Annotated in this window: 10 protein-coding genes; 6 read left to right on the top strand and 4 right to left on the bottom strand. The window is 54.2% G+C overall.

Features of this window, described 5'->3' with window-relative positions:
• Nucleotides 1–21: 21 nt before the first annotated feature.
• The 3 genes from B051_RS0119520 to B051_RS0119510 form a co-directional block, all read right to left on the bottom strand.
• A complete protein-coding gene (locus B051_RS0119520) occupies nucleotides 22–888 on the bottom strand; it encodes a BadF/BadG/BcrA/BcrD ATPase family protein (protein WP_018479919.1) in 867 nt (288 codons plus the stop codon).
• 66 nt (nucleotides 889–954) lie between these two features.
• Nucleotides 955–1212, bottom strand: a complete 258-nt coding sequence (locus tag B051_RS0119515) for a cytochrome b5 domain-containing protein (protein WP_018479918.1) — start codon at nucleotides 1210–1212, stop codon at nucleotides 955–957.
• Nucleotides 1213–1354: 142 nt separating this feature from the next.
• A complete protein-coding gene (locus tag B051_RS0119510) occupies nucleotides 1355–2506 on the bottom strand; it encodes a formimidoylglutamase (protein ID WP_018479917.1) in 1152 nt (383 codons plus the stop codon).
• 241 nt (nucleotides 2507–2747) lie between these two features.
• Here B051_RS0119510 and B051_RS0119505 point away from each other — a divergent pair, with 241 nt between their 5' ends.
• From B051_RS0119505 to B051_RS0119480, 6 genes are all read left to right on the top strand, one after another.
• Nucleotides 2748–4505, top strand: a complete 1758-nt coding sequence (locus B051_RS0119505) for an AMP-dependent synthetase/ligase (protein WP_018479916.1) — start codon at nucleotides 2748–2750, stop codon at nucleotides 4503–4505.
• A 204-nt stretch (nucleotides 4506–4709) separates the two neighbouring features.
• Nucleotides 4710–5144, top strand: a complete 435-nt coding sequence (locus B051_RS0119500; RefSeq protein WP_018479915.1) for a MarR family winged helix-turn-helix transcriptional regulator — start codon at nucleotides 4710–4712, stop codon at nucleotides 5142–5144.
• Nucleotides 5145–5170: 26 nt separating this feature from the next.
• Entirely contained in the window at nucleotides 5171–7573 is a 2403-nt protein-coding gene (locus B051_RS0119495) for a 3-hydroxyacyl-CoA dehydrogenase/enoyl-CoA hydratase family protein (RefSeq protein ID WP_018479914.1), read from the top strand.
• A 30-nt stretch (nucleotides 7574–7603) separates the two neighbouring features.
• Nucleotides 7604–8782 carry a thiolase family protein gene (locus B051_RS0119490; RefSeq protein WP_018479913.1) on the top strand — a complete coding sequence of 393 codons (1179 nt, stop codon included), beginning with the start codon at nucleotides 7604–7606 and terminating at the stop codon, nucleotides 8780–8782.
• 39 nt (nucleotides 8783–8821) lie between these two features.
• Nucleotides 8822–10612, top strand: coding sequence for an acyl-CoA dehydrogenase family protein (locus tag B051_RS0119485; RefSeq protein WP_018479912.1), 1791 nt, complete (start codon nucleotides 8822–8824; stop codon nucleotides 10610–10612).
• A gap of 170 nt (nucleotides 10613–10782) precedes the next feature.
• On the top strand, nucleotides 10783–11511 hold the full coding sequence (locus B051_RS0119480; protein ID WP_018479911.1) for a glycosyltransferase family 2 protein: 729 nt from the start codon (nucleotides 10783–10785) through the stop codon (nucleotides 11509–11511).
• Between the two features lie 2 nt (nucleotides 11512–11513).
• Here the strand turns inward: B051_RS0119480 and B051_RS0119475 are convergent, their stop codons facing one another.
• Nucleotides 11514–12971, bottom strand: a complete 1458-nt coding sequence (locus tag B051_RS0119475) for a hypothetical protein (RefSeq protein WP_018479910.1) — start codon at nucleotides 12969–12971, stop codon at nucleotides 11514–11516.
• Between the last annotated feature and the right edge of the window lie 29 nt (nucleotides 12972–13000).

Genomic DNA, 13000 nt, shown 5'->3' with positions numbered 1-13000 from the left:
CCTATACCTCATACGGCAGAGTTACGCCTGAGCGCCCTGTGCCTTCAGCAATTCCTGGTGGTAGTTTACCAGCCCCTCACCCGGGCTCTGGATAATGACGCCGATTTGCGCGCCGTACTTCTTGGCCACCAGCTTCAGCGTGTCGGCGAAAAAGAAGGCAATGGAGCCAACGAAGTTCACAGGCAGCTGCCCGAAGCCTTCGTACTTGCTCACATGACGCTCGAAGAACTCCTCGAAGTTCTCATATATCATCTCCTTGATAATCGGGTTCTTGCGCTTCTCATGCATAAACTTGGCAAAGGTGGCCAGGTAGCGGCTAGGTATATCAGAGCCATACACAGCGTCGATGATGCCGTTCTTGGTCAGGTTGTAGCGGTTCTTCAGAGATTGCGCCAGCTCGTCGGGCAGTTCGCGGTAAAGGTAGGCCTTGATGAGCAGCTTGCCCATGTAAGCCCCGCTGCCTTCGTCGCCCATCAGGAACCCCAGCGAAGGCACGTTGTCTACAATGTTCCTCCCATCATAGAGGCAGGAGTTGGAGCCAGTCCCCAGTATGCAGGCGATGCCGGGCTGATGCCCACAGACCGCGCGGGCAGCCGCCAGCAGGTCATGGTCTACGTATACCTCACTAGACGGAAAAGCCATGCGCAGGGCATCCTCCACGCGTTTGTTTCGTTCTGGTGAGCTGCAGCCGGCTCCGTAATAGTAGATAGCATGGATGTTTTTTTCTTTCAGCTGTGGGAGCAGTTCGTTCTCGAATATGGCGTAAATCTTCTCCGTCTCGAGGTACTGCGGGTTGATGCCAGTGGTGAAAGCCTGCTCATGTACGTTATCGGCATCAATTATGCGCCAGTCTGTCTTGGTAGAACCACTATCTGCTATCAGAATCATTGTATGCGTGTTTATGGTGATGTGAGAAGGACTGCTGCTTGGTGGGGCGGCAGGTTCTCCAGCTGTTTATTTCCTGTATACTGAATTTTTGATGAGACCGATTACCTCAAATTTATCAAACACATATTCTGTGTGCGGAGCATCCTTGAGTTCCTCGGTCAGGTCCTGGCCAGCCCAATGCTCGTAGTGGTTGCCAGAGCGCCACAGCCTCGATTTCTTCACGTCGTAGATACGCCCTTTGTACCCTACCCATACCTCATCCCGGTCCTGCCCGTTGCGGGACGCCAGTTGCTGCAATGTGTATTCTGGCAGGTTGTCTGTCATGGGTAATTCAGGTTGGGGTGGCGAATATGCAAAAAAATAAGGCAGCCCCATAGTGCCGTGTGCAAATGCCGCTGAAAATCAGAGGCAATTTTTACACGTGGCGGCTCTTGGTGTCAGGTATGGCAGCGCTGTCGTTCCGGCCTTAGCCGATGCGGGCTTGGGTGAGAATCCAGCGGTTGGGCACCTCGCCTTTGATGGCCTGCAGGTAGTCTTCGTAGCTGCAGGGCACGATGCGGGGACCTTTGTCATCGGAGAGCGGTTCCACCTCCAGCCACCATTTCTCGCTTTTCTTGCTTTTGTAGAAGACCATGCGGTCGGGGTTGTCGTTGAAGGCCACGGCGTATTTGGTGAACTTGCTGCTGCTGAACTCTGTCTCGTTCTTGCGGTGGTAAAAGCCCTCTATAAAATACCAGACCATGGTGGCGATGGTGGTTGCCGTCAGTTCCCGGTCATCCAACTCTGGGTCGTACTCATAGATGCCCAGCGAGGTCATGTTATCGTTGAGGCCGGCATACCAGCACAGTTGGCAGGCTTCTTCGCCGGTCAGGCCAAAGGGGTTAGCCGGTGTGGAGCCAGGAGCGTCTTGGTGACGTATGGCGGATATGTCGAAGGTGAGTAAATCGGCCATGCGCACTACCGGCTCCATCTCCTGCATGCTGCGGTGCACTTCGCCCACGCGGTAAGCCTCAAAATGCAGTTTTTCCAGCGTGGCCATCACCTCCGGGTCCACCAAGTAAGACTGGTATCCAACTTGGCCCAGGCTGAAGAGGAAGTTGGGCTCGTGCATCAGAATCTGGCGCAGTTGCTTTCTGTTGGCTGGCACATCCAAGTCCTCGGTCATGTCTACGCTGCTGTCCACGGTTACCATGTTCACCACGCGCTCCATGTGCTCGTAGCCCATATACTGCCCGTACTCCAGGTCATGGGAGCCACCGATGATAACGGGTATGGTGTTGTGAGATATGAGGACTTCCACAATTTCCTTCAGCCGCAGGTAGGTGTCATCCAGCGTAATTCCCGGGCGCAGGTTGCCCAAGTCCACAATATGGCAGCGGCCGGCGCCTTTGTGGAGGTTGTAAAGCTTTTGACGGACTACGCGGGCAGGGGCTACGCTGTGCTGTTCTACTGTGCCCTGGCCTCGCCGTTCATTCACGCCTATCAAAGCGATGTCGGCGGAGCGCCAGTCTGGGAATTTGCCTGTGAAGCGGCCAATGTAGGCACCCAGCGTGCGAGGCTTGTCCAGTTGGGCGAATATATCCTCGTTCAGAGGCTCGAAAAAGATGGAGAGGTTCATAGGGGTCAGAACAGAAAAACCAAATATAGCGAAAAGCAGGATTTGAAGTGCGCCCTTCGTGTAAGTAGAATTTTTTATTGTAAAATGCTCTATAAATAGAAGTTTCTAAATATTTGTATTCTAATCAGTAGAAGTTTCAGGAAAAAATTGTTAAAATGCAGTAGAGAATAGCCGTATAAGTTTGTGATCTAATACAAAAGGGTTTCTTATGACAGAACTCACACTAACACCAGCAAGCACAATGAACATAACCCGGGCCCTTGACCTGCTGCCTTATCAGCTGCAGCACTCACCTCAGCCAGACTTCCTGGCCTCCAAAGTAAACGGACAGTGGGTGAAATACAGCACACAAGAGGTGCAGGATATCGCCAATCAGGTAAGTCTGGGGCTGTTGAAGCTTGGCCTCGGCAAAGACGACAAAGTAGCCATCATCTCCCTCAACCGCCCGGAGTGGGTGTTCGTGGATTTCGGCATACAGCAGATAGGCGCCATCAGCGTGCCCATGTACCCCACCATCACCGTGGAAGACTACCGCTACATCTTCAACGATGCGGAGGTGAAGGCCGTGTTCGTGTCAGATAGCGAGTTATACAATAAGGTGGTTGCCGCCACCACAGGTATGGAAGGCATCAAGGAAATCTATACCTTCGATGAGATACACGGCGCTACCCACTGGAAGGAAGTGGTTGCCTTAGGCAAAGGGGAGGACCCGGCACAGCTGGAGCCTTTGAAAGCCGCCGTCAACCCAGACGATACGCTCACCATCATCTATACCTCCGGCACGACCGGCAACCCGAAGGGTGTGATGCTCACGCACCGCAACCTGGTGAGCAACGTGACGGGCACTTTGCCTTACGTGCCGGTGAACAAGGACCACCGCGCCCTGAGCTTCCTGCCGCTCTGCCACATCTTTGAGCGCATGCTGCTATACCTGTACACGCGCATTGGGGTCTCTATTTATTATGCCGAGAGCATTGAGAAAGTGGCCGACAACCTGAAGGAGGTGCAGCCGCACGTGTTCACCACGGTGCCACGCCTGCTGGAAAAGGTGTATGACAAGATAGTGGCCAAAGGTATGGAGTTGACTGGCGTGAAACGTAACCTGTTTTTCTGGGCGCTGGAGCTGGGCCTGAAGTACGATACCCGCGAGAACCAAGGCTGGTGGTACAACAAGCAGCTGGAGCTAGCCAACAAACTTATCTTCAGCAAATGGCGCGAGGCGCTGGGTGGCAACGTCATCGCCATCGTGTCAGGCGGGGCCGCGCTGCAGCCGCGTCTGGCCCGTGTGTTCTGGTCAGCCAACATCCGGGTGATGGAAGGGTATGGCTTGACGGAGACCTCGCCCGTAATCACTGTGAACCGCTACGAGCCGGAGAACAACGTAATTGGTACCGTAGGTATGGCGATAGACGGCGTGGAGGTGAAGATAGCCGAGGACGGTGAAATCCTGACCCGCGGACCGCACGTCATGAAAGGCTACTATAAGAGACCAGACCTTACCTCTGAGGCGATTGACGCTGACGGCTGGTTCCATACCGGCGATATAGGCGAGATGGTGGAAGGCAAGTTCCTGAAGATAACCGACCGCAAGAAAGAGATGTTCAAAACCTCGGGCGGCAAGTATGTGGCTCCGCAGCCAATTGAGAACAAGCTCAAGGAGTCCGTGGTGATAGAGCAGGCCATGGTCGTAGGCGCCGGGCAGAAATACGCTGCCGCGCTCATCGTGCCGTCGTTCCTGGGGCTGCAGGACTGGTGCCAGCACAAGGGCATCAAGTATACCTCGGATGCGGAGATGATTAAGAATCCGGAGATTCTGGACAAGTACAAGCGTGAGGTGGAGAAGGCGAACGAGGGCCTGGCCCAGTACGAGACCATCAAGAAGTTCAGGCTGATACCGAACATGTGGACGGTGGAGACCGGCGAACTGACGCCTACGCTCAAGGTGAAGCGCAAAAACATCACCGCCAATTACCAGAAAGAGATAGACAGCATGTTCTAATGCTTCTTCAATAACAAAAAAGCCCTTCCATACCGGAAGGGCTTTTTTGTTTGTAACCATTCCGCTCAATTACACATAGACTATAGCAAACGGTACTTTACAGGTATGGCTGCCGCAGCAAGCGCTGGGAGGGGCTGATTTTTTTGTTAAATTAGTATGCAAGCATAACATTTATTTCTATATTTGGTATAAACACAGTGATGCATGAAGCCTGAAGAAACAGTAGACTATAACGTAAAAGTGTGTTGGCATGCCATCTCCCGCATGTATAACACGGAGGCGGCCAAGAACGATATTACCACCTCCATTGGGTTCGTGTTGCTGAACATCAACCAGGAGACAGGCACACCCGCCACCAAAATCGCCCCTTTGCTGGGCCTGGAGGCCCGGAGCCTGACCCGCATCCTGAAGAGCATGGAGGAGAAAGGCCTCATCTATAAAGTTTCTGATGACCGTGACAAGCGCCTGGTGCGCATCTTCCTGACCGAGAAGGGGCTGGAGAAGAAGGAGATTTCCCGCAAGACCGTGCTCCACTTCAACTATAAGGTGCAGGAGTCGATTCCGCAGGAGGAGCTGGATACGTTCTTCCGCGTGTCGGGCCGTATCATCAGCATGATTGAAAACAAAGAAATTTTCTAACCATAGTAGACCATCAAGCTTTTTCTATGAAAAGAATTATTAAGAAAGTAGCCGTGCTGGGCTCTGGCGTAATGGGCTCCCGCATTGCCTGCCACTTTGCCAACATAGGTGTGCAGGTGCTGCTGCTCGACATCGTGCCACGGGAGCTGACGCCCGACGAAGAGAAAAAAGGGCTGACGCTAGAGAACAAGAACGTGCGCAACCGCATTGTGAACAGCGCGCTGCAGGCGGCCGTCAACTCCAACCCCTCGCCTCTCTACCGCAAGGCCGATGCCCGCCTCATCCAGACGGGTAACTTCGAAGACAACATGAAGGAAATCGCCACCGCCGACTGGACCATTGAGGTGGTGGTGGAGAACCTCAAGATAAAGAAGACGGTGTTTGACCAGGTGGAGCAGTACCGCAAGCCGGGTACCCTCATCACCTCTAACACCTCCGGTATACCTATCCACATGATGCTGGATGGCCGCTCCGATGACTTCCGGAAGCATTTCTGCGGAACGCACTTCTTCAACCCGCCACGCTACCTCAAGCTCCTCGAAATCATACCTACTCCGGAGACAGACCAAAGTGTGGTGGATTTCCTGATGCACTACGGCGACCTATACCTGGGCAAGACCACGGTACTGGCCAAAGACACACCGGCATTCATCGCGAACCGAGTAGGCATCTACGCCATCATGCAGGGCATGCAGGTGATGGACAAGCTCGGACTGAACGTGGATGAGGTGGATAGAATCTCCGGCCCGATTATCGGTCGTCCGAAATCCGCTACCTTCCGCACCTTGGATGTGGTGGGTCTGGATACGCTGGCTAATGTTGCCAATGGTTTGTACCAGACCGGTGAGCAGGACGAATCGAGAGACTTGTTCCAACTGCCGGGATACCTGCAGAAGATGGTGGAAAACAAGTGGCTGGGCGATAAGACCGGCCAGGGCTTCTACAAGAAAACCAAGGATGCAAAGGGCAAGACTGAAATTCTGACGCTCGACCTGAACACACTGGAGTACGGACCGAAGCAACGGGCGAAGTTCCAGAGCCTGGAGACGCTCAAGCCGATTGAAGACCTGAAGCAGCGCGTGAAGGCCTTCTCGAAGCAGAATGACAAGGCTGCGCAATTCTTCAACGAGTCGCTGTTCGGTCTGTTCCAGTACGTAAGCAACCGCATACCTGAAATCTCCGACGAGTTATACCGTATTGACGATGCCATGCGTGCCGGCTTCGGCTGGGAACTGGGGCCGTTCGAATACTGGGACGTGATGGGAGCCCGCGAAGGCGTGCAGCGCATGATAGAGGCCGGTTACCAGCCAGCCGCCTGGGTAGAAGACATGCTGAACCACGGCAAAGAGTCCTTCTACATCGTGCAGGAGGGCAAGCGCCGTTACTACGACATCCAGAGCAAAGAATACAAGGCTATACCTGGTGCTGAGAATTTCATCATACTGGAAAACCTGCGTAGCAACAAAGTGGTCTGGAAGAACTCAGGTGTCAGCCTCATCGACTTAGGCGACGGCATCCTGAACGTGGAGTTCCACACCAAGATGAACACCATCGGGGGCGATGTGGCCCTAGGTCTGAACAAAGGCATTGAGATAGCCGAGAAAGAATTCAGAGGTATGGTGGTCGGTAGCCAGGGGGCTAATTTCTCTGCCGGTGCCAACGTGGGGCTCATCTACATGTATGCCATAGAGCAGGAGTACGATGAAATCAACTTCATGATCAAGCAGTTCCAAGACACCATGATGCGCATGCGCTACTCGGCTATACCTGTGGTGGGCGCTCCGTACGGCCTGACGCTGGGCGGTGGCTGCGAACTCAACCTGCACTGCGACCATGTACAGGCGTCCGCTGAGACCTACATGGGTTTGGTAGAGTTTGGCGTAGGCCTTATACCTGGCGGCGGCGGCACCAAGGAGATGACGCTGCGCGCTGCCGCGATGTACGAAGAAGGGGACATTGAGCTCAATACGCTCAAGAACATCTACCTCAACATAGGTATGGCCAAGGTATCCACCTCCGCCAAAGAGGCCATAGACTTAGGCTACATACGTTCCAGCGACGGCATCACGCTCAACAGCAACCGGCTCATTGCCGATGCCAAGGCGCAGGCCATACGTCTGGCCGAGGCAGGGTATACGCAGCCGGCCAGGAAGACCAACATCAAAGTACAAGGCAAAGGTGCGTTGGGTATGTTCCTGACAGGAGCCAGCGCCATGGTGACAGGCGGCTACATCTCGGAGCACGACCGCAAGATATCGGAGAAGTTGGCCTACGTGATGTGTGGCGGCGATTTGTCTGTCCCTACCGATGTGAGCGAGCAGTACCTGTTGGACCTCGAGCGCGAAGCCTTCCTGTCCCTGACAGGCGAACGCAAGACCCTGGAGCGTATCCAGAGCATCCTGACTACGGGTAAGCCGCTGAGAAACTAAGTTTAGTACAAACTATAAAAGAGCATCAACATGAACAATGCATATATAGTAGCCGGATTTCGTAGCGCAGTAGGCAAGGCCAACCGTGGCGGCTTCCGGTTCACCAGACCTGATGACCTGGCCGCCGATGTCATCAAGCACCTGCTGGCCTCTGTGCCTGCCCTTGACCCGGAGCGCGTGGATGACCTCATTGTAGGCAACGCCGTGCCGGAGGCGGAGCAGGGCTTGCAGATAGGCCGTATGATTGCCCTGCTGTCGCTGCCCATGTCTGTGTCCGGTATGACCGTGAACCGCTACTGCGGCTCCGGCGTGGAAACCATCGCCATTGCCTGCAACCGGATAGCGGCAGGTATGGCCGACTGCATCGTAGCGGGCGGTACCGAGTCCATGTCGCTGGTGCCGACGGTGGGCTGGAAGACGGTCCCGAATTACAACATCGCGAAGAAAAACCCAGATTGGTACCTGAGCATGGGCCTAACGGCGGAGGCCGTAGCCAAGGATTACAATGTTTCACGTGAAGACCAGGACGAGTTCGCTTATAACTCACATCAAAAGGCCATCAACGCCATCAAGAACGGTTACTTCAAAGAGCAAATCGTGCCCATCACGGTGGAGGAGACCTTCATCGACGAGAACGGCAAGAAAAAGACCCGCACCTATGTGGTAGACACCGACGAAGGCCCACGCGCCGATACCTCTATGGAAGCATTGGCCCGACTGAAGCCGGTGTTTGCGGCCGGAGGAACCGTGACGGCCGGTAACTCCTCCCAGACCTCAGACGGAGCCGCCTTTGTGATTGTGATGAGCGAGCGCATGGTGAAGGAGCTGAACCTGGAGCCAATCGCCCGCTTGGTAAGCTACGGAACCGGCGGCGTAGATCCGCGCATCATGGGTATGGGACCTATCGCAGCGGTGCCAAAAGCCTTGAAAATGGCGGGTCTGACGCTCAACGACATTGACCTGATTGAGATGAACGAGGCCTTCGCGGCCCAGTCCATTGCCGTGATGCGCCACCTCGATTTTGACCCGGACAAGCTCAACATCAGCGGCGGTGCCATCGCTCTGGGCCACCCGCTCGGCTGCTCCGGCGCCAAACTGAGCGTGCAGCAGTTCCACGAGCTGCGCCGCCTTGGCAAGAAATACGGTATGGTCACGGCCTGTGTGGGTGGCGGCCAAGGCGTAGCCGGTATCTATGAACTGCTGAAGTAACATCCCAAAGTATCTAAAACATCTAAAAACATAAATCGAATGGAAACTCAAAATAAGACCGCTAGCATCAAAGGTGGAGAGTTCCTGATAAAGGAAACCAGTCCGCAGGACGTGTTTATACCTGCCGAGTTCAGCGAGGAGCAGCGCATGATGGCGCAGACCTGCCTGGACTTTGTGCGTGAAGAAGTGAACCCACTCCTCGACCGCCTCGACAACCACGAGGAGGGCCTGATGGAAGGCCTGATGAAGAAAGCCGGTGAACTGGGACTGTTCGCTGTATCGATGCCGGAGCAGTACGGCGGTCTGAACATGGACTTCAACACGTCGCTGCTGGTGACCGAGTCAGTAGGAGGCGGGCACTCGTTCCCAGTGGCTTTCGCGGCGCACACAGGTATAGGTATGCTGCCGATTCTGTACTTTGGTACGGACGAGCAGAAAGAGAAATACCTACCGAAGCTGACCTCTGGCGAGTGGGCGGCAGCTTACTGCCTTACCGAGCCTGGCTCTGGCTCCGATGCCTTGGCTGCCAAAACCAAAGCCGTATTGAACGAAGCCGGTACGCACTACATCCTGAACGGACAGAAAATGTGGATTACGAACGCCGGCTTTGCCGATGTGTTCATTGTGTTCGCGCAAGTGGATGGCGACAAGTTCACAGGCTTCATCGTAGAGCGAGGCTATCCAGGCCTGAGCCTTGGTAACGAAGAGCATAAGATGGGTATCAAAGGCTCGTCTACACGCCAGGTGTTCCTGTCTGACTGTGAAGTGCCGAAAGAGAATGTGCTGGGAGAGATTGGCAAAGGCCACCTGATTGCCTTCAACATTCTGAACATCGGCCGAATCAAGCTTTGTGCGGCTACGCTGGGTGCCGCTAAGAAAGTGGCAGACCTGTCGGTGAAGTATGCCAACGAGCGGCAGCAGTTCAAACTCCCAATCGCCAAGTTCGGTGCTATACGCCATAAACTGGCAGAGCAGGCTATTCGCATCTACGCAGTGGAGTCGGCGCTATACCGTTGTGGTATGGACATCTACCGCAAAGAGCAGGAGTTGCTGGCGGCCGGCAAAGGTGAGAACGAAGCCATGCTGGGTGCCGCCCGCGAGTTTGCCGTAGAGTGTGCTATCTTGAAAGTGGAGGGCTCTGAAGTGCTGGATTACGTGGTGGACGAAGGCGTACAGATTTACGGTGGCTACGGCTTCTCGGCTGACTATCCAATGGACCGCGCTTACCGTGACTCCCGCATCAACCGCATCTTCGAGGGCACCAACGAAATCAACCGCATGCTCACCGTGGACATGATTCTGAAGAAGGCCATGAATGGCGAGTTGGACTTGATGGGACCTGCACAGAACGTGCAAAACGAGCTGATGGCTATACCTGATTTCGGTTCGGAGGAAGAAGGCCTGTTCGCTGCAGAGCATAGGGCAATCCGAAACCTGAAGAAAGCTATCTTAATGGTGGCTGGTACGGCTGTGCAGAAGTACATGAACTCACTGGCCAAAGAGCAGGAAATTCTGATGAACATCGCTGACATGGCCATCAAGACCTACGTGGCTGAATCAACGCTGCTGCGCGTGGAGAAACTGGTGGGTATGAAAGGCGAAGAGGCCGTGGCAAACCAAATTGACATTGTGCGCGTGACCGTGAACGATGCCGTGGACACTGCCTTCCTGGCCGGCAAGGATGCCATTGCCTCTATGGTGGAAGGAGATGAGCAGCGTCTGCTGTTCATGGGCCTGAAGCGCTTCACCAAGAAAGACCTCTACAATACCAAAGAGGCACGCCGCCGCATAGCCGCCGCTATGATTGAGGCAAATGAGTTTGTATACTAGATTCTGACAAATCTATAGTTTTGGAAAGGCTGCTCCTTCAGGGGGCAGCCTTTTTTTGACGGTGCAAGAAAATTTGCAAGTGAGGAGAAGAGGAAATAAGTTAGCGGCTGAAATTCGGTTTTATCCGTACATTAAATGACTCAAAAATTGGCTAACCAGGAATTCTATATATGAAGGTGACGTGTCTTATTCCTTTCTATAATGAGCGGGAGCGGATTGCGCAGGTGTTGGAGGTCGTGACGCAGGTAGGAAGCATAAACCAGGTGGTATGCGTGGACGACGGCTCTACGGATGGAGCCGCAGACTTTGTGAGACACCACTGGCCGGAGGTGGAGGTGGTTCGCCTGGAGCAGAACCAAGGCAAAGCCGCCGCCATACAACACGGACTGAAAGACGCGCAGCACGAATTGATTCTGCTCATGGACGCTGACCTGCAGGAACTGCAGAAGGAGGAGTTGGATGAGGCGATAGAGGCCTTCTGCCACCATGGCGTAGACATGCTCATACTGCGCCGGATTAACTCTCCCTGGTTCGTGAAATGGTACCGGAGCGACATCCTGTTATCTGGAGAGCGGCTGCTGTATAGAAAAGACCTGGAGGAGGTGATGTCGCAGCCTGTGGAACGGTACCAACTCGAGGTGGCGATAAACCGCTACATGATAAACCGCCGCAAACTGGTGCGTTGGATGCCCTGGTCAGCCATGAATACTTACAAAGTAGACAAGTTGGGCGTGCTGGAGGGCTCGCTGCGGGAGTTTTACATGTATGTGGAAATCGTGCACTACGTAGGGTTTGTGCACATGATGGTACAGCTCAGCTCCTTCACCCGCAAGCTCAAAAAACAGAAAGGCGCCGCCCAAAGCAGGCCGCGCCTTTTGCAAAGCATCAAGCTTTTCTGATTCTACTTTATCTGGAGCCGGCGCAACTGCAGGCTGTTTGCTTTCTTGGATGGCCTTACCACAGCCACCAGGTCTTTGTCGGTGAGCCAGGCGGTGAAATCCTTCACGTAGGCGATGTCCTCGTTGTCGGCTACTTTAAGGCCGGCTGCCTTGGGTGCCTCGGCTTTGCCGTTGCTGGTGTCGATGCGGCGCAGGTATAGGTCGTATTTGCCATTCAGGTCTTCGAGCGTGAGCAGGTGCAGCGAGTTGCCGGCCATGTTGTACTTGTACGATATGCCTGTGAAGGCCTCGTCAGCCGGGGCTTTTTGGTGCTTCATCAGCACGGAACTCCAGGCGGTGCCCATGTACTCGTCGTAGGCGAAAAGGTGAATCTCGTTGGCGTAGTAAGGCGAATTCTCGCCGCCTTCCATGTACTTTTTCTCTGCCAGCACAATCAGTTTGCCGTCCGGTGTCAAAATCAAGTCGGAGAGGTAGATGTCTTCTAAACGCTTCGCTTTGGGAGCTCCGCTTTTATCAAGGTTGTTTACGCTAGCCAGGTACTCTGGCGTGAACTTGAACTCTTCGGCAAACACCATGTCCTCTTTCTCGAAATTGAACTTCACTGCCTTCAGACTGTAGTATTCCCCGGTCTTCTCATCTGCAGTCAGCACGGCGCCGTAGAGGTTGCCGTTGGGCTGTAGCCCATACTTGCTATCCACGATGTATACCTTCTTGCCATCGAACACGCCCCCCACGAGCACCGACATCACCTTCGCATCCTTGGATTGGATGGTGTACTGCCGCACTGTCAGGCGGTTCATGTTCTCCGATATCAGGCTGATGAACTGGTCGCCAGCATTGTTCAGGATAACTTCCGCTGACAAAATGCCGCGCAGGTCGCTCAGATTGTAGTTGGTGTCCTTTACCTTCTGGAGTTTGCCGTCGTATAGGTTGCCGCTGATGCTGCGCAACGCCTTGTTAGCGTCGGTGCTATACCGGTAGGCCAGCAGTTTGGTGCCGTCCGGCGAGGTGGCTATACCTGCTTTACGGTCTTTGGCAGGCGCATCCAGCAGAAGAACGGGCTCAGCTTTCTGGCCATTTCTCAGGTCCACGCGGTGGGCATGGATTTCCTGTTTGCCATTGCCGTTATCGCGGTGCGTTACCAGGATGGCGGCTTCATCATTGTGTAAAAAGGCTTCTACGGTTTCGGTGCCGGTAAGAGGTACGGTAGCCGTCCAGGCCTTCTTCAAAGAAGCGTTATAGCGCTCTATGGCATACTCGTTGGGCTTGCTCTTGCTGAGAATCACGAAGCCGTCGGGACCCAGCGGCAGTGTCTTGTTGCGGATGCTCTGGTTGTACTGGTCCTCGGTTGCGTCCGGAATATAGTTGAAAGGTATGGCCGCTTTTCTTTGTGCGTGGGCAGGTGATAGGCCACACAGCAGGGAAAGCAGCAGGAGGGGAAGCAGGTATGATGTTCTCACAGGTATAGGATTGTTTTAAAAAGTAACGC

Origin of the sequence: Pontibacter roseus DSM 17521 (genome assembly GCF_000373265.1) — a bacterium.
GTDB classification, from domain to species: Bacteria; Bacteroidota; Bacteroidia; order Cytophagales; family Hymenobacteraceae; genus Pontibacter; species Pontibacter roseus.
This window is presented reverse-complemented; position numbering and strand designations above follow the sequence as displayed.